This is a genomic window from Roseibium sp. (assembly GCF_965232425.1).
In the GTDB taxonomy this organism is placed as follows: domain Bacteria; phylum Pseudomonadota; class Alphaproteobacteria; order Rhizobiales; family Stappiaceae; genus Roseibium.
The window spans coordinates 3,999,899-4,017,370 of the sequence record NZ_OZ246971.1 but is presented as its reverse complement, the minus strand read 5'-3'; the positions used below and the strand labels follow the sequence as shown (position 1 = coordinate 4,017,370).

Sequence of the window (17,472 nt, the reverse complement as noted above, 5' to 3'; positions counted from 1 at the left end):
TAAATGTCTGTTATGCAGGACAGATCCGATTCTCCAGAAGCTGACGGCGACACGGCCACGGAAGACCCCGCCCGCACGAAAAAGGGCGTGGAGGTTATCGCCAATGAAGTGAAGCGCTTGCCCAACGGTCCCGGCGTCTACCGGATGCTGGACGAAAACGGCGAGGTCCTCTACGTCGGCAAGGCCAGAAGCCTGAAAAAAAGGGTCACCAGCTACACCCGCCTTCAGGGGCAGTCCAACCGGATCATGCGGATGATCCTGTCGACGGCGGCAATGGAATTCGTGGTCACCAAGACGGAACCCGAAGCCCTCCTCCTGGAAGCCAACCTGATCAAACGGCTCCGGCCGCGGTTCAATGTTCTTCTCAGGGACGACAAGTCGTTCCCCTATATCCTTGTGACGGGTGACCACGAGGCGGCGGCGATCGTCAAGCATAGGGGCGCTCGGAAACGCAAGGGCGACTACTTCGGCCCGTTTGCTTCCGCCGGCGCGGTGGACCGGACAATCAACGCACTTCAGAAGGCCTTCCTGATCCGCACCTGTTCGGACAGCTATTACGAGAACAGGTCCCGGCCCTGCCTGCAGTATCAGATCAAGCGATGCGCCGGACCCTGCACAGGGGAGATCGACCCGCAGGACTACGCTGGGCTTGTCTCGGAGGCAAAGGCCTTCCTGTCCGGGCGCAGCCAGCTGATCAAGAAACAGCTTGCCGAACAGATGGAAGCCGCCTCCGCCGACCTGGAATTCGAGCGCGCGGCGATTTACCGGGACAGGCTGTCCGCCCTGTCCCACGTCCAGGCGCACCAGGGAATCAACCCGCAGTCCGTCCAGGAGGCGGACGTCTTCGCCATTCACCAGGAAGGCGGACAGTCCTGCGTCCAGGTCTTCTTCTTCAGGACCGGTCAGAACTGGGGAAACCGGGCCTATTTTCCGAAGGCCGACAAGACGTTCGGCGAAGCGGAGGTGCTGGAGAGTTTTCTTGCCCAGTTCTACGACGACAAACCGGCCCCGAAGCAGATCCTCCTGTCGCACGGACTTGCCGAGCAGGACCTGCTGGCGGAAGCCCTGAGCGAGCGGACCGCCCGCAAGGTGGAGGTTGCCGTTCCCAAGCGCGGCGAAAAGAAGGAACTGGTCGATCATGCGCTGACGAATGCGCGCGAAGCGCTGGGTCGGCGCCTGGCCGAAACCTCAAGTCAGGCCCGTCTGCTCAGGGGTGTCGCGGAAGCGTTCGAACTGGGCGCTCCGCCACGGCGCGTCGAGGTCTACGACAACTCCCACATCATGGGCACCAATGCGGTCGGCGGCATGATCGTTGCGGGCGCGGAGGGCTTTGCAAAGGGCCAGTACCGCAAATTCAACATCAAGTCCGAAGATCTCGTTCCTGGCGACGACTACGGCATGATGCGCGAGGTTCTAACGCGCCGGTTTTCGCGCCTCCTGAAAGAAAGTGGCCGCCGGCAAAGTCCGGGCGCCGATGTCCTGGCCCCGAATGTCGACACCGGAACGGAAGCAGATGTTCCCGAAAGCACCGCCGATATGCCGGATTGGCCTGATCTGGTTCTGATCGACGGCGGACTTGGACAATTGAACGCGGCCCGGGAGACGTTGGAGGAGCTCGGCATAACGGACGTCCCCCTTGTCGGGATCGCGAAGGGCCCGGACCGCGATGCCGGGCGCGAGAAGTTTTTCATCCCCGGAAAACAGTCTTTCATGCTGCCGGAGCGCGATCCGGTGCTTTACTTCGTGCAGCGCCTTCGAGACGAGGCCCACCGTTTTGCCATCGGCAGCCACCGGGCGCGGCGGAAAAAGGATATCGCAAGGAACCCGCTCGACGAGATCGCCGGGATCGGCCCGACCCGCAAGAAGGCGCTTCTCCAGCATTTCGGCACGGCCAAGGCCGTCTCGAAGGCAGGTGTGGACGACCTGGCGTCAGTGCCTGGAATCTCGGAAGCGATTGCGAAACTGGTCTACGATCATTTTCATGAGTGACCACAGGTTCGCGGACCTATTCACCGGCAGAACCATCGATGCGGCAAGCCGCGCGCGCGCCAGGGGCCCGACAACAGAATGTCTTCTCTAAATTCCAAACGACGCCGGTCCGTTCTTCCTGCTCTGGCGTCCTTGATCTGCTGGTGCGGGTCGCTCGGGGCATTGGTCTTCAGTGCACTCGGCATTTCCGCCTTTGTCGCTCCGGACTTCTGGTTCACGGACAACATGAGCTTCTTCTTGAGGCAATTTCTTGCCGCCGGGCTCCTGGGATGCGCCGCGGCTGCACTCGGCCTTCTGTTGCCGCACCGGTTCGCCCGGACCTATCGGCTGATGTTCGGGCTTGCCCTGGTCGCATTCGCGGGCCTGACCGCGTTAACCGCGATACGGACCCTTGAGAACACGGTCGAGACCCGGATACCTTCCGGAAACGGGCTAACCCTGAAAGTCATCTCCATCAACGTCGAACGCCTGTTTCTGGGTGACCGGAGACTGACACGTTTTCTGGAACGCGAGAAACCCGACATCATCGTGTTACAGGAGGTGATGTGGTGGCTGCAGGAGCGTCGCTGGGAGCGGTTTGAACTGCCTGTCGGAAGCACCGGGGAGAACGGTTTCCCGGAGTTCCTTTCCGTCGGATCGGCTGAAAGCCTGGTCGTCTACTCAAGGTTTCCGGTTCTTCAAACCACGTCGAAGATCGTGCGCGGCGACCTGCATGAGGGCGCCAGCGTCATCTACGAAGCCGACCGCGAAATTCTCGAGGCCACACTGGACATGGGAGACCGGCAATTGAACTTGGTCTCGGTCCACCCTGACAGTCCCCGGGACAATACGCGTTGGCAGAACAAGAGGCGGTACTTTGCAGAGGTCGACAAGTCCATCCGGGACCTCCGGTACAAGAATACCGGTCCCCTGCTCGTCATCGGCGACTGGAACAGTGCGCCCTGGTCCACGCGCTTTCAGAAAACTCTCGCCGAAAACAATCTCGGGACCGCCTACCCCGGAGGATGGCCAAGAACGACGCGGTTCTTTTTCGACCATCGCCTTCGCTGGATCCTGGGAGCTCCCGTCGACCAGTTTGCCGTGTCGGATGACATCAAGGTGCGCAGCGTATCGACCGGACCGCATGTCGGCTCCGATCACCTGCCGCTCATCATTGAAATTGAACTGCCCGCAAAAAACTGATCCTGCCATTCCCTGTGACTTCAGGGCAAAAGTATTTGAGCCCGCCACGCGGATTGGGAACACTGCGGAGAACTTCAAACCGATTCTCAGACAATCTGAATGGCCAAGCTCTATTTCAACTACTCTTCCATGAATGCCGGCAAATCCACCGTCCTGCTGCAGGCCGCCTATAACTATGAGGAACGCGGCATGAACGCCCTCCTCATGATCGCCGCCTTTGACGATCGGGGCGGCAAGGGACGGATCGCCTCCCGGATCGGTCTGGCCGCGGATGCCGACATCTTCACTGCCGAGGACAATGTCCTCCGGCACGTGGAACAGGCGCACGCCAAGACCCCTGTCGACGCCGTCCTTGTCGATGAGGCGCAGTTTCTGACCGAAGAACAGGTCTGGCAGCTGGCCAGCGTCGCCGACCAGTTGCGAATTCCCGTGATGTGCTTCGGTCTGCGCACCGATTTTCAGGGAAAACTCTTTCCCGGCAGCGCCACCTTGCTGGCCGTGGCTGACAACCTCAAGGAAATCAAGACGATCTGCTGGTGCGGCCGCAAGGCAACAATGGTTGCCCGTCTCGACGGCAACGGCCGGATCGTCGAAGAAGGCGAGCAGGTCGTGATCGGCGGCAACGAAACTTATGTCTCCCTCTGCCGCAAACACTGGAGCCGCAGGGAACTGGCCTAGGGTACGGGGAATGCCGGTGCAGGAAACACTTCGGGCCAGCGCAGCCGCTCCGCCCTTGATGTGACCTAGCGTGAGGCATAAAAAGATCGGGACAGGGGTCCGTCAGACGATCCAGATTTTCAATCAATGGCGGCCGGCCGGCCGGCCAAAATCAAAGACATACTTCAAAGGGAGGAAATCCATGAAAAAGACCTTGTTGTCACTTGCGCTTGCAGCCTCGATGGGACTGGCGTCCAGCCTTGCCTCGGCCGAGACCCGCATCACCTACAAATCCGCCAAGTCGACGTCTTCCTATTACCAGATGGCCGTGCAGATCGCCGAAGCGATGAAGGCTGGCACCGATGGCGACATCATCGTCACGGTGGAAGAGAGCCAGGGCTCGGTCCAGAACGTCATGGAAGTGAGAGCCCGCGGCGGCGACTACGTGTTCACGACACCGCCCGTGCTCGTGAAACTTGCCCAGGGCGGCAAGGCCATGTTCGAGGGCAAGTCGGACCCCAAGTTCGACGAGATCCGGGCGCTGTTCCCGATCCCCTCGCTCACCATGCATTTCGTCATGTCCGAAGGCAGCGGCGTGACCGATTTCGCGGGCATGGAGGGCAAGACCATCCTTCTCGGCAAGGGCTCCTTCGGGGCACGCGAAGGCGAGAAATATCTCAAGCTGTTCGGCCTTGAAGGCAAGGTGGACCTCGCCGAGGTTGAACTTTCCAATGCCGTCGCGGCCCTGAAAAACGGCCAGATCGACGGTTTCGTCACAGCCGGGTCCTTCCCGGCACCGAACGTGATCGAGGCCGCCGCATCAACAGGTGTGAACGTCATCTCCCTGAACGACGACCAGATCACTCAGACCAAAAGGACAAAGCTCGTCATTCCCGCCGGCACCTATGCAGGACAGACCGAGGATATCGTCACCACCTCACTTCCGGTCGTGGCCTATACCACCACCGCAATGGATGACGACGCGGCCTACGAGCTGACAAAAACCTTCTGGGAGCAGAAGGCCGACATGGGCAACGCCGCTCCCTGGTGGAACGGTGTCGACAAGGGCCTCATGGGCAACATCACCGGCAAGATCCATCCCGGTGCCCTGCGCTACTATCAGGAAGCCGGGTTTGAGCTGACGCCCGAGCAGCAGTAACTTCCCGCCTTTGCACATAGCTTCTGCGCGCCCGCGCGCAGAAGCCCAGCCTTCCTGCCTCACCGCCGCGCCGGTTCTACGTGCGCATGTTGCCTCCACCGGGAACACTGTCTTGAGACCATTGATCATCGCAGCAGCGCTCGGTCTTGTTGCGTTTCACCTCGCCTTGATCTTTTCGGGCCTTGTTCCCAACCTCGTGAGCCGCCCGCTCCACCTCGCCTTTGCGCTTCCGTGGATCCTGATCGCAGCCAGACAGGGCATGCTTTCAAGGGTGAGCGGCATCGTCCTGAGCGTGCTGGGGGTCGGTGCCTGCATCTGGGTGGCGGTGTCGCATGACAGCCTCTCGGATCAGTACGGCTTTCTGGAAGGCGATCTTCAGTTCGCGATTGCCGCCCTGCTGCTTGTCGTCGTCCTCGAAGCAGCGCGGCGGGCGATCGGCTGGCCGCTTCCGCTCGTGGCGTTGCTGGCCCTGCTCTACGGCCTGTTCGGGCAGCATATACCCGGCGAATTCGGCCACTCCGGAACCCCGATCGCAAGTTTCCTGGGAACATTGACCATCGCCGAAGGCGGCATTTGGGGCAGCCTGACGGGCGTGTCGGTGAACGTGGTCGCGATCTTCGTGATCTTCGGTGCGGTCCTGAACGCCGGTGAAGCTGGTCAGGGCTTCATGAACATCGCTTCGGCTGCCGCGGGACGCCTGAAGGGCGGGGCCGCCAAGGTCTCGGTCCTGTCTTCCGCGCTCTTCGGTTCGATATCCGGCTCGGCCTCGGCGAATGTCGCCTCGACAGGCGCGATCACCTTGCCCGCCATGACACGGCTCGGCTATCCCAAGCGCCTCGCTGCAGCCGTCGAAGCCGTCGCCTCGTCCGGCGGCCAGATCATGCCGCCCTTGATGGGGGCCGGTGCCTTCGTGATGGTCGAGCTGACCGGCGTTCCCTACACATCCATCATGGCCGCGGCGCTTCTGCCAGCCATCTTGTATTTTCTCGCGGTCTGGATCGGCGTCAACGCTTACGCCAGCCATCACGACCTCGCCGGGCTGGACGAAAAGGACCAGCCCTCGGGCCGGGATGTCTTCATCACCTCCTGCTTTTTCCTGATCCCCTTCACGGTGCTGCTTGTTGGCATGTTCTGGATCCGGTTCACCCCGCAATACGCCGCGTCGATGGCGATCCTCGCCAGCTTTCTGCTGCTGTTTTTCAACGCCAGGGGGCTCGGCTCGCTCAAGGATGGCCTCGCCCGGGTCGAAAAGGCCCTGGTCAGCTCGGCGCGGCAGGTGTCGATGATCGCCGCCATCATCGTCTGTGCATCGATCATCATCGGTGTCCTGTCGATCACCGGACTTGGCGTGAAAATCACCTCGCTGATCCTATCCGGTTCCGGCGGGCTGCTCTGGCCGTCCCTGTTCCTCACCGCGCTTGCCTGCATGGTTCTGGGAATGGAAGTGCCGACCACCGCCGCCTACGTGATCTGCGTTTCCGTTGCCGGCCCGGCGCTCATTCAGCTGGGTCTGGAACCCCTGCAGGCGCACCTCTTCGTTTTCTGGTTCGCCCTGCTTTCGACAATCACACCGCCAGTTTGCGGTGCGGTCTTCATCGCCGCGGGCATGATCAACGAGAACTGGCTGAAAGTGGCACTCACCGCGATGGCGCTCGGGATTGGCCTCTACATCATTCCGCTCGCCATGATCGCCAACCCGGAACTCATCCGGCTTGAAGGCAATCCGCTGGGCGCGCTTCTGGCCGCTCTTCAGATTGGGCTGGGACTGGCACTGATCTCCTACGCGATCATCGGATTTCGCAATCCCGCGTATCGGATTCTTGCGGGCAGCGCCGGCATGGCGATCATCTTCGGGTCTCTGCTGCTGACCTGAGATCTCCGTCGCCACGCATCAGGTCACCGGGGCCCCTCCGGCCCGGCGGCTTGCAGGGAAAACGGGGCGCATGACCCGCGCCCTAGCAGGGCACGTGAACAGGTGACATTCCGCGCATGACGAAATCGTAAAGCTGTCCCCCTTGATGCCCTCTGCCGCTCCCCCTAAAAGGGAACAAACAGTAAGGAGTGGGCGTTATGCTCGGCAAAATGTTCAAATCCCTTTTCGGGTCGTCCGAAGGGGGGCAGGCCAAGAGCTCGGCAAAAGCCACCATCGTTGACCACGAAGGCTTTCAGATCATCGCTGAGCCGCAGTCCTCAGGCGGCCAGTGGCAGGTCGCCGGCCGGATCGAAAAGCAGGTTGGCGAAGAAACCAAATCGCACCGGTTCATACGCGCTGACGTGCTGCCGGGCGAAGCCGATGCCGCCAACGAGATGATCCGCAAGGCGAAAATGATGATCGATCAGCAGGGTGACCGAATATTCGATTGAGGCAAGCAGCGCAGAAATGCTAATCGAAGGCAATGTGCGAACCGGATCTGACTGAATTGGCTGACCGGCGCACGAACCGAATTGTGCCGTCGCGGTGGCCCGGACTGTCCCTGAATTGAAAGCCGACATGAAACGTAACGTAGCCCTTAGCCTGCCCAACCTTTTGACCTATGGGCGCATTCTGGCTGTGCCGGCGGTCGCGTTCTGTTTTTACTTCGAGGGAACGACCCCGCGCTGGATCGCGCTCGGCATATTCATCGTGGCCGCGATCACGGATTTCTTCGACGGTTACCTTGCCCGCGCCTGGCAGCAGCAATCCGCTCTCGGGCGCATGCTCGATCCGATCGCCGACAAGCTGCTCGTTTCCGTTTCGCTCCTGATGCTTGCTGCGGACGGCACGATCGGAGGCTGGTCGCTGGTGGCTGCGATCATCATCTTGTGCCGCGAAATCCTGGTCTCCGGCCTGAGGGAGTTTCTGGCCGAGCTGCAGGTCAGCGTTCCGGTGACAAAGCTCGCCAAGTGGAAGACGACGGTCCAGCTCATCGCCATCGCCTTTTTGCTTGCCGGGCCGGCCGGCGATACCATCTTCCCCTACACGACGTTGACCGGGCTGATCGCGCTTTGGCTCGCTGCCACACTTACGCTATATACCGGGTACGACTATTTCCGGGCTGGCATCGGTCATCTCATCACCGAGTAGGCCGGTGATTTCAATTGCCGCAAAGGCTGCGCAGTAAGAGGTCGCATGAACATTCGCTATTTTGCCTGGGTGCGGGAACGTGTCGGCAAGGAAGAAGAAACCCTGGACCTTCCGGCTGACGTGCAAACCGTTGCCGATCTGATTTTGCATCTCAAGGGGATCGACGAGTATCACGCCTCCGCTTTCGAGGAAGAAGACGCAATCCGGGTCGCGCTTGACCAGGAGCATGTGGAGACGGATGCGGAACTCGGCAGCGCCCGTGAAGTTGCCTTCTTTCCGCCGATGACGGGTGGATGAACATGCCGGTCACGCCGAGGATTGTGGTTCAGGCCGACGATTTCAGCGCCCAGGACGAAGCCCTGCGGCTTACGTCCGGCCGCAAGGACGTCGGAGCGCTCGTGACGTTCACGGGGCTCTGCCGCGACGAGGCCGGGACCTTGAGCGCTCTTGAGCTTGAGCACTACCCCGGCATGGCGGAAGCCGAGCTGACCCGCATTTGTGAGCAGGCGATTGAACGCTGGCCCCTGACGGGCCTCACCGTCATACACCGCTTCGGCAAGATACCGCCCGGAGACAACATTGTTCTCGTGATCGCCGCCTCCTCGCACCGCCGCGCGGCCTTCGAGGCCGCTGACTTCCTTATGGATTACCTAAAGACACGTGCGCCTTTCTGGAAAAAGGAACACCTCGTCGCCGGCGATGCGAGCGGCTGGGTCGAAGCCAGGGAGTGTGACGACAAGGACGCTGCACGCTGGACCTGAGCGTTTCGACAGCATAGACTGACCGTCTCTCAGCCCGACAGCCGTGCCGTTTCAATTTTCAGCGGCGGCCTGTCAGCGGCCAAATCTTTGAACTGGTTCCGACAAAGTGAAAACCGACATCGAGCATTCCGATGCTGCCGTTGCTGACTCGTCCGCCGGCGCTTCGCGGCCAACCGGCGAGGTCCTGCGGGAACCGGGCATTCCCTTCGCCGAATTTGTCGCGATCATCGCCATGATCATGGCGCTCAATGCGATGGCGATCGATGTGATGCTGCCGGCGCTTCCGGCAATCGGAGACGCGCTCGACATCATCGAGGAAAACAATCGCCAGCTGATACTGACCACCTACCTGGCCGGGTTTGGCGGCGCCCAGCTGTTTTTCGGACCGCTGACGGATGCCCTTGGCCGCCGCAAGGTGCTCATCGGCGGGCTGGCCCTTTACAGCCTCGCCAGCGTCGGGGCCATTTTTGCATCGGACCTTCAAACACTGCTGATCGCCCGCGTATTACAGGGTGTCGGCTGCGCAGGTGCGCGCGTCGCCGCACTGTCGGTCGTCCGTGACTGCTATACGGGACGCAGCATGGGCAAGGTGATGTCGCTGGTCATGATGGTGTTCATGGCCGTCCCGGTGATTGCACCTTCCGTGGGACAGGTGGTGCTGCTGCTCGCCGGCTGGCACTGGATCTTCGCGTTCCTGCTGTTTGCAGGTCTGGCGGTTCTTGTCTGGTCGATGCTGCGCATGCCCGAGACGTTGGCCCCCGATCGCCGCCGCCCGGTCGAGATTTCCGAGATCTCAAATGCCTACGGGACGGCCATCACCACGCGCGTGTGTGTCGGATATGCGGTCGCGACCGCCTTCGTCTTTGCCGGGCTCTTCGCGTTTCTCGCCATGTCGCAGCAGATCTTCGTGGACATTTTCGGGCTTGGAAACCTTTTTCCCGTCGTGTTCGCATCGATTGCGATCGCGATGGCAATCTCCTCTTTCACCAATGCGCAGCTTGTCGAAGCGATGGGAATGCGGCGTCTCTCGCACGCGGCCCTGATCGTCTATACGCTGTTCGGCTTCTCGATCTTCGCCGTTTCGGCACTCGGTCTTGAAAGCCTGGCCTCGTTTTTCATTCTGACGACGATCGTCATGATGTGCTTCGGCTTTGTCGGTGCGAACTTCAACGCGATGGCCATGGAACCGCTCGGCAAGATTGCCGGCACGGCCGCCTCCGTGATCGGGTTCATCACGACGCTGGGCGGCGCCCTTCTGGGACATGTCATGGGACAACTGTTCGACGGAACGACCGAGCCGCTTGGGCTGGCCTTTGCCGTCTACGGCCTGGCTGCCATCGCCTGCGTCCTGTTTGCCGAAAAGGGCCGCATGTTCCACGCCCTTCATGACGCCAGACAATGAAAAAGGCGGGCTGAGCGGCCCGCCTTCTTGACGCTCGAAAGTCCGGCGTCCCTCAGCCGGTTGCCGCCTGGAGTGCAGGCGCGTCGGCTCTCACGGCCGCATCGTAGTCCTTCATCAGCGTCTCGATGATTTCACCGACTTCGAATGTCGTACCGGCAATTTCCGAGACCGGCGTGACCTCTGCGGCCGTTCCGGTGACGAAGCACTGTTCGAACCCCGGAATTTCCTCGGGCATGATCACGCGCTCGATGACTTCGATACCGCGGTCCCGTGCCAGGTCGATAACTGTACGGCGGGTGATCCCGTCGAGGAAACAATCCGGGATCGGCGTGTGGATCTTGCCGTCCTTGATGAAAAACACGTTCGCTCCGGTGCATTCGGCAACCTGTCCCCGCCAGTCCAGCATCAGGGCATCGGTATAACCCTTCGCTTCGGCAGCGTGTTTTGAAACCGTGCAGATCATGTAGAGGCCTGCGGCCTTCGCCCTGAAAGGCGCCGTTGCCGGGTCGGGGCGCCGGTACTGGGCCATGTCGAGCCGGATGCCCTTGAGCCGTTCTTCGGGCTTGAAATAGCTGGGCCATTCCCAGGCCGCAATGGCCAGGTGGATCGTGTTGTTCTGCGCGGAAATACCCATCATCTCGCTGCCGCGCCAGGCAACCGGGCGGATATAGGCATCCGTCAGCTTCATGCGCGCCAGGGTCTCTTCCTTGGCAGCATTGATCTGGTCGGCCGTCCAGGGGATCTCGAAACCAAGCGTCCGGGCGGAGTCCAGCAGGCGTTCGGTATGTTCCTCGGATTTGAAGATCCGCCCGCCATAGGCCCTCTCACCTTCGAATACACTGCTGCCGTAGTGCAGCCCGTGACTGAGAATATGGAGTTTCGCATCCGACCAGGGCACGAATTCTCCATCATACCAGATGTCACCACTGAGCTGATCAAAAGGCGCTCCCGCCATGTTTCTTCTCCCGGCCGCTCAAAGAGCGATTATTGATTTCTTTCAACAGACGCGAATAACGCCAAAGACTTGCGCCCGTTTTGCTGCTGTAACTTTTGCACAGCACGCGAACTATCGGTATCCTGATGACCGCAGCGGCGTTGAACGGATTCGCTTGTCGACGGATGCCCAAAAATGCATCTTTGAGACCGATCATTTCGCGCGCGGCTGCAGACAAGTAACAATCGACCAGAATTATGTCAATATGACTGACGTAAATTTCAAAACTGCTGTTTCCCCGGGCCTGGCCGGCCAGGAGGGTACCGTGTCAGGAGCGGACGTCAGCCCGTCTGAGGACGCGTTGCCCTACGATCTGATTGAACTTCTGTTCTTCGCCTACAAGGACTTTACGGGGGATCCGGACGACGTGCTGGCGAAATTCGAATTTGGCCGTGCGCATCACCGCGTGCTGCATTTCGTGGAACGCAATCCCGGCATCATGGTGACGGATCTTCTAGGCATTCTGCGCATTACGAAGCAAAGCCTCGGACGGGTTCTCAAACAGCTCGTTGACGCCGGCATCATCGAGCAGCGCGAAGGTTTGAACGATCGCCGCCAGCGTCTGCTCTACACGACGGAACGTGGGCACACGCTTGCCGAGAAACTCGCGCGCCTGCAGCAGGAACGCCTTGAACGCGCCCTAATTGGATTGCCTGATGGCAGCGAGGAGATCGTCCGGCGGTTTCTGCTGCAGATGATCGACCCCGACGCCCATGCAGACATTCTGAAGCTCGTCAGAAGCCCTTTTCCTCTCAAGGACTGAAAGCCGCCGATAGCAAAAGGAACCAGCCGCCGACATGAAAGTCCAGGTGCCCGACGACAACGCCAACCACATCCTTCTTGTTGATGACGACAAGCGCATCCGGGATCTGCTTTCCAGGCTGCTGAAGGAGAACGGCTATCGCGTCTCCACGGCCGCCAATTCCGCCGACGCCAGGAAGTGTCTGTCCGGACTGGAATTCGACCTGATCATTCTGGATGTGATGATGCCGGGCGAAACCGGCCTCGAGCTGGCGGCATCCCTGCGCGAAGAGTCGGAAGTGCCGATCCTGATGCTGACGGCAAGGTCCGAGGCGACCGACCGGATTGCCGGCCTGGAAGCCGGTGTCGACGACTATCTGCCGAAACCCTTCGAGCCGCGCGAACTGATGCTCCGGATGGCGGCGATCCTCAGAAGGGGGAACAGTCAGCCTGCCATCGTGAGCGAGGAAATCCGTTTTGGCCCGTTTTGCTTCAACAGTTCACGCGGCGAACTCAAAAACGGGGACGCAGTTGTGCGGCTGACGGACCGCGAAAAACAGATCCTTTCGATTTTCGCCGAACAGCCGGGTGCCACGGTGCCGCGCCACAAGATCGTCGGCGGTGAGAGCGGTCTCGGCGAGCGCACCGTGGACGTGCAGATCAACAGGCTGCGCCGCAAGATAGAAACCGATCCGGGCAATCCGATCTATCTGCAGACAGTTCGCGGCATCGGCTACCGTCTGGCCTGCGATTGAACAGGTCCCGATGGCCAACACAGAGATCCTGTTCCGCAAACTTTCCAAATCGGCGTTTTTCAGGCCGCTTCTGCGCGGCTACCGGTCCGTGTCCCGGCTGTTGTACCGGCTCATGCCGAAGGGCCTCTATACGCGGACCTTTCTGATCATTGTCGCCCCGATCGTCATTCTTCAGTCGGTGCTGGTGTTCGTTTTCATGGAACGGCACTACCAGCTCGTCACCAAACGCATGTCGGAAGCGGTCGTCCGCGAGATCGCCGCAATGGTTTATGTTCTGGAAAACTATCCGCAGGACCCTGATCATGCGAAGATCGAGCAACTCGCCTCCAGCGCGCTCGGAATGTCGACGACGATCCTGCCGCTCGAACCGTTGCCGCCGCCAGCGCCAAAGCCGTTTTTCGACGTCATCGATCAGGAACTCAGCCGCGCGATCAGCCAGAAGATACGCAAGCCATTCTGGATCGATACCGTCGGCCGTTCACGCTTCGTCGAAATCCGGATCCAGCTCAAGGATTCGATCCTGCGGGTGTTCACGCGGCGCAGCCAGACCTTTGCATCGAACTCACACATCTTTCTGGTCTGGATGTTTACCACATCGCTGGTTCTCCTGATCATTGCCCTGCTGTTCCTCAGGAACCAGATCAGACCGATCATCCGGCTCGCCGATGCGTCGGAAGCATTCGGCAAAGGCCGCCCGGTGGAGAATTTCCGGGCAAGCGGTGCGCGCGAAGTCCGCCGCGCGAGCGTTGCCTTCATCGACATGCGGCGGCGCATCGAGCGGCAGATCGAACAGCGCACCACCATGCTGGCCGGCGTCAGCCACGATCTGAGAACCATCCTGACGCGTCTCAGGCTGCAGCTCGCCTTCCTGTCTGAATCGCCTGAGAGCGAAGCGATGCGGAAGGATGTCGACGAGATGAGCCACATGCTGGAGGATTATCTCGCCTTCGCAAGTGGTGATGGAGACGAGGAAGCGCAGACGACGGATATCAGTCTGCTGCTGGAGGAATTGGAGGAAGAAGCCGAGATCTCCGGTCTTCTGGTAACCACGCATTTCGAGGGGCCGACGGATGCGCAGGTCAAGCGGCTGTCGCTGAAACGGTGCCTGTCGAACCTTGTAACCAACGGCTGCAAATACGGAAACCGGGTCGAAGTGGCAGGTTCGATCGAAAGGGATTGGCTCACGATCACGGTCGACGACGACGGGCCGGGTATTCCCGAAGACGACCGGGAACTTGCGTTTCGCGCCTTCCACCGCCTTGACCTGGCCAGAAACCAGGACGAATCCGGCAGCGGCCTCGGTCTGGCCATCGCCCGCGACGTCGCCCGCTCACACGGCGGAGATCTTTATCTGGAAGACAGCCCGCTCGGCGGCCTGAGAGCGCGGCTCAGGATTCCGGCCTGAGGCCGCATTGCGCCACTATCAGTAAAGCCGTCCGCCGACCGGCACGTCCTTGTCAGGCGCGAGCAGGACGACCTCGCCATCCTCATCCGGCACGCCGAGCGTCAGGACCTCCGACATGACCGGTCCGATCTGGCGGGGCGGAAAATTGACCACCGCCATGACCAGCTTTCCGGCCAGCGTTTCGGGCGTGTAGTGTTTCGTGATCTGGGCCGACGTCTTCTTGATGCCGATGTCCGGGCCGAAGTCGATCCGCATCTTGTAGGCAGGCTTGCGGGCCTCGGGAAACTCTTCCGCTTCGACGATCCGGCCGACCCGGACATCCACCTTCAGAAAATCGTCGAAACTGATTTCAGTGCTCATGGTCTACCCCTTGCTTTCAGGGGCGACCATGACGGCTGGCAGCCAGCGCTGCAAGCACAAATCGCGTCAGGCGCCGGCCGGTTCCTCACTGGAATAATCCGGCTCGTGATCCCCGTCATCCTGCGACTGTCTGCGCCGTCCGCGCCGGCCGGCAGAGGCCTTCCTGAGGAACGAGCGCATGCCCTTGGCGAAACCCTCGATACCGTTCAAGCGCTTCATGAAAGCGGAGCCGCTGTCCAGTTCCTTGTCCAGTCGCGCCATGGTCCGGGGCATGCCTTCGTCGTCTTCGTCCAGCCAGACCCCGACGACGCGCGCGAAGGCGACCGACAAGCCCTGTGCGACGATGCCCGCCTTCAAGCCGGACACGTCGATCCCGGCCGCGATCAGCATCCATTTCTGGGAGCGGACTTCCAGACGGTTGAAATCCAGTGCCAGCGCCGGATCCTTGCGCGCCGCCCTGTGAAGGGCTCTCACCGCATCCTTGTGCCCGTCCAGTGCATCGATGCGCGACATGAGCACGTCGAATAGCCGGTCCCGGGGCGGCTGGTCATGCATGTCCTCGTCACGCTCATCCAGCACCGTCTTGTCGACACTCTCGGCAAAGGCCGCAACGAGATCCAGTTTCGAACCGTAAGCGCCCCGCATGTCTGACAGTTTTATCTTCGCCTTTTCCGCGACCAGCGGCAGGGAGACGTCCTCGTAGGGATGATCTGAGAGAAGATCCAAAAACGTCTGGAGGATCTTTTGCTTCGTCTTCGCGGTTGTCATGGAGCAATCTCCCTTGGCTCTTGAATGGGAAGATAGGAGATCGCGGGTGCGCCGAAAAGGGTGGCGCACTGCCGCAGTTCACGAATTTTCGCATAATCCGACTGCAATTCGGGCGCAGCCGTCTCCGGCTCGCTCCCAGGGGCGACGCGAGAAAACCTGCCTCAGCCGGCCAGTTCCCGTGCCCGTTTCACCGCGGCTGCAACGGCCTCGCTCAGAACGGGCTGAAGGCCCTCTTCATGCATGAGAACATCGAGCGCCGCTGCCGTCGTTCCGTTCGGGCTTGTCACGTTCTGCCGCAGGACGGAGGGATGTTCGCCCGACTGATGCAGCAACTCGCCCGCACCGCTGACGGTCGCAATCGCCAGTTCATGTGCAATGTCCTCCGGCAATCCGGCATCCTGACCGGCTTTGCTGAGCGCTTCCGCCAGATAGAAGACATAGGCCGGTCCCGACCCGCTGACGCCGGTCACGAGATCAATCTGGTCTTCCGCGTCGAGCCAGACGACTTTCCCGACGGCTGACAGCAGCTGCGCGACGGCGTCTTTCTGACGTTCGCTGACCAGTCCGGTCGGATAGACCGCCGTGATGCCGCGTTTGACCATCGCCGGCGTATTCGGCATGCACCGGCAAACCGGCACATCGCCGAAAACAGACAGGAATTTGGAAACGGGCGTGCCCGCGGCCACAGACATGATCAGCGTGTCGGACGCAACCGCCGGTCTGATGCCCGGCAACACGGTGTCCATCATCTGGGGTTTGACCGCGACCAGAACGATCCCTGCGTGAAGATCATCCGGGACCGCCGCCACGTGCCGGATACCGTGCCGTGTCAGCAGGGCATCCATCTCGTCCGACAGGCCTGGGTCGCAAACGACGATGGCGGACGGATCGATGCCTTCCGCCATCCATCCGGACAGCATGGCCCCGCCCATCTTGCCGGCGCCGACAAGAAGAAAGGGCCGCTCTTTTGAAAAACTCATGCTTCTCCTGCGGTCTCGAACAAGGCCGAGTTCATTGCCTCCGTGGCGGAATGTCCGGCCCACACGACAAACTGGAATGCCTGATAGAAGCGCTCGCAATTCTCAAGCGCGTTTGTCAGCATTCCCTCGATCTGTGCGGAAGACGCCTCGGCGCCACCGCTCAGGAGCAGCGATTGCCTGAACATGATCACGTTTTCTTTGTGCCAGAGGTCGAAATGGCCCATCCAGAGCTGTTCGTTGACGAGCGCCAGAAGACGCAGGACTTCCGTCTTTCGCGGTTCTGTCACCTTGAGGTCGAACGCACACGCCAGATGCAGGGCTTCCACCTCTTCCATCCAGGAAAAGGAGACATGGTAGTCGCACCAGCTGCCTCCAAGGGAGATTGTGATTTCGTCATCGTCCGAGCGCTCGAACGCCCAGTCGTTCAGCGCGGCAACGGTTTCGATGGTGTCAACGGGATTGCCAGGTCGCTCGAATTCGATCTCGATGAGGCTCATGTGCCTTCTCCCCTTCCGAGCCGGAGGCCGGGAACCCGATCAGGATAACCGGGCGGGCCGCCGGGAAATGTCCCATGCCGGAGGAGCAAAACGCGTCCTTTGGTGGCCCGTTAAGATCGAACCGGTTCCGTCTTGCTCCGACGAATCCCTGTTACATCGAGTATAGGATCAGGAATGATTTAATGGATACACACCAATTCGGACGAAAAAGCTGAAACTTGTGGAAGAATTTGGAGAAATTCTGATCAGACTGCCCAAAATCTCTGCATTCCCGCCAACTTTTTTGGTCGTATTTCTGTCATCAACAATCAACAGAAACCGCTCAATTCGGCGTCAACGAACCTGTTCAGGCGTCTCCACTTCCCGTTGCGTCGCCACCTTCCAGTTTGGCAAGCCGTGATTCGAGCTCTTCGATCCGGTCGAGTGCACGCACCGCCATCTCCTTGACGGCTTCATGCTCCTCACGGGAAACCATGTCCATATCGGACAGGAAACGCTCGGCCTGTGCCCGAAAGGCGGTTTCCACCTCGCGTCGTGCACCCTGTGCGACGCCGGCGGCATCCGTCATCAGCTTGGCAAAATCATCGAGTAGGCGGTTCGGGCCCTGGGTCATCTGACCCTCCTTGTACAAGAAAAGTTCAACACCAAAGAGGTATGGGTGAAACGCGGCAAGTTCAAGAACCATTTCCGTCGCACCACCCGTCACCCGGCGGGCTACGTGCTTGACGAACAGGGAAAGATAGCGCAAGCGTTTGCCC

Annotated in this window: 19 protein-coding genes; 13 read left to right on the top strand and 6 right to left on the bottom strand. The window is 60.5% G+C overall.

Annotated elements, in window-relative coordinates:
* The first annotated feature begins 3 nt into the window (after positions 1-3).
* From uvrC to ACO08A_RS18235, 10 genes are all read left to right on the top strand, one after another.
* Positions 4-1,989: an excinuclease ABC subunit UvrC gene (gene uvrC, locus ACO08A_RS18280; protein ID WP_422037393.1), complete on the top strand. Its 1,986-nt coding sequence runs from the start codon at positions 4-6 to the stop codon at positions 1,987-1,989.
* A 78-nt stretch (positions 1,990-2,067) separates the two neighbouring features.
* Positions 2,068-3,171, top strand: a complete 1,104-nt coding sequence (locus ACO08A_RS18275) for an endonuclease/exonuclease/phosphatase family protein (RefSeq protein WP_422037392.1) — start codon at positions 2,068-2,070, stop codon at positions 3,169-3,171.
* Between the two features lie 99 nt (positions 3,172-3,270).
* Entirely contained in the window at positions 3,271-3,849 is a 579-nt protein-coding gene (locus tag ACO08A_RS18270) for a thymidine kinase (RefSeq protein ID WP_422037391.1), read from the top strand.
* A gap of 181 nt (positions 3,850-4,030) precedes the next feature.
* Positions 4,031-4,987, top strand: coding sequence for a TAXI family TRAP transporter solute-binding subunit (locus ACO08A_RS18265; RefSeq protein WP_422037390.1), 957 nt, complete (start codon positions 4,031-4,033; stop codon positions 4,985-4,987).
* A 112-nt stretch (positions 4,988-5,099) separates the two neighbouring features.
* Positions 5,100-6,860 carry a TRAP transporter permease gene (locus ACO08A_RS18260; protein ID WP_422037389.1) on the top strand — a complete coding sequence of 587 codons (1,761 nt, stop codon included), beginning with the start codon at positions 5,100-5,102 and terminating at the stop codon, positions 6,858-6,860.
* Positions 6,861-7,057: 197 nt separating this feature from the next.
* Entirely contained in the window at positions 7,058-7,351 is a 294-nt protein-coding gene (locus ACO08A_RS18255; RefSeq protein WP_422037388.1) for an HlyU family transcriptional regulator, read from the top strand.
* Between the two features lie 127 nt (positions 7,352-7,478).
* A complete protein-coding gene (pgsA, locus tag ACO08A_RS18250) occupies positions 7,479-8,051 on the top strand; it encodes a CDP-diacylglycerol--glycerol-3-phosphate 3-phosphatidyltransferase (RefSeq protein ID WP_422037387.1) in 573 nt (190 codons plus the stop codon).
* Between the two features lie 45 nt (positions 8,052-8,096).
* Positions 8,097-8,348 (top strand): molybdopterin converting factor subunit 1, encoded by a 252-nt coding sequence (gene moaD, locus ACO08A_RS18245; RefSeq protein WP_422037386.1) that lies wholly within the window; start codon positions 8,097-8,099, stop codon positions 8,346-8,348.
* On the top strand, positions 8,345-8,812 hold the full coding sequence (locus ACO08A_RS18240; protein WP_422037385.1) for a molybdenum cofactor biosynthesis protein MoaE: 468 nt from the start codon (positions 8,345-8,347) through the stop codon (positions 8,810-8,812). The genes moaD and ACO08A_RS18240 overlap by 4 nt, the downstream gene beginning before the upstream one ends.
* 106 nt (positions 8,813-8,918) lie before the next feature.
* Positions 8,919-10,214, top strand: a complete 1,296-nt coding sequence (locus ACO08A_RS18235; RefSeq protein WP_422037384.1) for a multidrug effflux MFS transporter — start codon at positions 8,919-8,921, stop codon at positions 10,212-10,214.
* A gap of 52 nt (positions 10,215-10,266) precedes the next feature.
* Here ACO08A_RS18235 and ACO08A_RS18230 read toward each other — a convergent pair whose 3' ends face one another.
* A complete protein-coding gene (locus ACO08A_RS18230) occupies positions 10,267-11,169 on the bottom strand; it encodes a branched-chain amino acid aminotransferase (RefSeq protein WP_422037383.1) in 903 nt (300 codons plus the stop codon).
* 244 nt (positions 11,170-11,413) lie between these two features.
* On the opposite strand from ACO08A_RS18230, the gene ACO08A_RS18225 reads away from it, so the two are divergent.
* The 3 genes from ACO08A_RS18225 to ACO08A_RS18215 are packed head-to-tail and all read left to right on the top strand — an operon-like array spanning position 11,414 to position 14,109.
* Positions 11,414-11,971 (top strand): MarR family winged helix-turn-helix transcriptional regulator, encoded by a 558-nt coding sequence (locus ACO08A_RS18225; protein WP_422041775.1) that lies wholly within the window; start codon positions 11,414-11,416, stop codon positions 11,969-11,971.
* Between the two features lie 34 nt (positions 11,972-12,005).
* The gene (locus ACO08A_RS18220) at positions 12,006-12,704 is read left to right on the top strand and encodes a response regulator (protein WP_422037382.1); all 699 of its coding nucleotides are present in this window, start codon (positions 12,006-12,008) and stop codon (positions 12,702-12,704) included.
* Between the two features lie 10 nt (positions 12,705-12,714).
* Positions 12,715-14,109, top strand: a complete 1,395-nt coding sequence (locus tag ACO08A_RS18215; RefSeq protein WP_422037381.1) for an ATP-binding protein — start codon at positions 12,715-12,717, stop codon at positions 14,107-14,109.
* An 18-nt stretch (positions 14,110-14,127) separates the two neighbouring features.
* Here the strand turns inward: ACO08A_RS18215 and ACO08A_RS18210 are convergent, their stop codons facing one another.
* The 5 genes from ACO08A_RS18210 to ACO08A_RS18190 all read right to left on the bottom strand — a co-directional run bounded on the left by ACO08A_RS18210 (position 14,128) and on the right by ACO08A_RS18190 (position 17,327).
* A complete protein-coding gene (locus tag ACO08A_RS18210) occupies positions 14,128-14,469 on the bottom strand; it encodes a tRNA-binding protein (protein ID WP_421979070.1) in 342 nt (113 codons plus the stop codon).
* Positions 14,470-14,535: 66 nt separating this feature from the next.
* Positions 14,536-15,237 (bottom strand): TetR/AcrR family transcriptional regulator, encoded by a 702-nt coding sequence (locus ACO08A_RS18205; RefSeq protein WP_422037380.1) that lies wholly within the window; start codon positions 15,235-15,237, stop codon positions 14,536-14,538.
* A 161-nt stretch (positions 15,238-15,398) separates the two neighbouring features.
* Positions 15,399-16,217 (bottom strand): pyrroline-5-carboxylate reductase, encoded by an 819-nt coding sequence (gene proC, locus ACO08A_RS18200; protein WP_422037379.1) that lies wholly within the window; start codon positions 16,215-16,217, stop codon positions 15,399-15,401.
* Positions 16,214-16,714: a YbjN domain-containing protein gene (locus ACO08A_RS18195; RefSeq protein WP_306141401.1), complete on the bottom strand. Its 501-nt coding sequence runs from the start codon at positions 16,712-16,714 to the stop codon at positions 16,214-16,216. The genes proC and ACO08A_RS18195 overlap by 4 nt, the downstream gene beginning before the upstream one ends.
* A gap of 346 nt (positions 16,715-17,060) precedes the next feature.
* Positions 17,061-17,327 carry an accessory factor UbiK family protein gene (locus ACO08A_RS18190; RefSeq protein ID WP_421979073.1) on the bottom strand — a complete coding sequence of 89 codons (267 nt, stop codon included), beginning with the start codon at positions 17,325-17,327 and terminating at the stop codon, positions 17,061-17,063.
* Positions 17,328-17,472: the final 145 nt, after the last annotated feature.

Bases quoted from the DNA above. Each gene is read 5' to 3' on its own strand.
- moaD (WP_422037386.1), top strand. From the start codon at position 8,097: ATGAACATTCGCTATTTTGCCTGGGTGCGGGAACGTGTCGGCAAGGAA.
- ACO08A_RS18190 (WP_421979073.1), bottom strand. From the start codon at position 17,327: ATGACCCAGGGCCCGAACCGCCTACTCGATGATTTTGCCAAGCTGATG.
- ACO08A_RS18270 (WP_422037391.1), top strand. From the start codon at position 3,271: ATGGCCAAGCTCTATTTCAACTACTCTTCCATGAATGCCGGCAAATCC.
- pgsA (WP_422037387.1), top strand. From the start codon at position 7,479: ATGAAACGTAACGTAGCCCTTAGCCTGCCCAACCTTTTGACCTATGGG.
- ACO08A_RS18225 (WP_422041775.1), top strand. From the start codon at position 11,414: ATGACTGACGTAAATTTCAAAACTGCTGTTTCCCCGGGCCTGGCCGGC.
- ACO08A_RS18230 (WP_422037383.1), bottom strand. From the start codon at position 11,169: ATGGCGGGAGCGCCTTTTGATCAGCTCAGTGGTGACATCTGGTATGAT.
- ACO08A_RS18215 (WP_422037381.1), top strand. From the start codon at position 12,715: ATGGCCAACACAGAGATCCTGTTCCGCAAACTTTCCAAATCGGCGTTT.
- proC (WP_422037379.1), bottom strand. From the start codon at position 16,217: ATGAGTTTTTCAAAAGAGCGGCCCTTTCTTCTTGTCGGCGCCGGCAAG.
- uvrC (WP_422037393.1), top strand. From the start codon at position 4: ATGTCTGTTATGCAGGACAGATCCGATTCTCCAGAAGCTGACGGCGAC.
- ACO08A_RS18210 (WP_421979070.1), bottom strand. From the start codon at position 14,469: ATGAGCACTGAAATCAGTTTCGACGATTTTCTGAAGGTGGATGTCCGG.
- ACO08A_RS18195 (WP_306141401.1), bottom strand. From the start codon at position 16,714: ATGAGCCTCATCGAGATCGAATTCGAGCGACCTGGCAATCCCGTTGAC.
- ACO08A_RS18240 (WP_422037385.1), top strand. From the start codon at position 8,345: ATGAACATGCCGGTCACGCCGAGGATTGTGGTTCAGGCCGACGATTTC.
- ACO08A_RS18275 (WP_422037392.1), top strand. From the start codon at position 2,068: ATGTCTTCTCTAAATTCCAAACGACGCCGGTCCGTTCTTCCTGCTCTG.
- ACO08A_RS18255 (WP_422037388.1), top strand. From the start codon at position 7,058: ATGCTCGGCAAAATGTTCAAATCCCTTTTCGGGTCGTCCGAAGGGGGG.
- ACO08A_RS18205 (WP_422037380.1), bottom strand. From the start codon at position 15,237: ATGACAACCGCGAAGACGAAGCAAAAGATCCTCCAGACGTTTTTGGAT.
- ACO08A_RS18265 (WP_422037390.1), top strand. From the start codon at position 4,031: ATGAAAAAGACCTTGTTGTCACTTGCGCTTGCAGCCTCGATGGGACTG.
- ACO08A_RS18220 (WP_422037382.1), top strand. From the start codon at position 12,006: ATGAAAGTCCAGGTGCCCGACGACAACGCCAACCACATCCTTCTTGTT.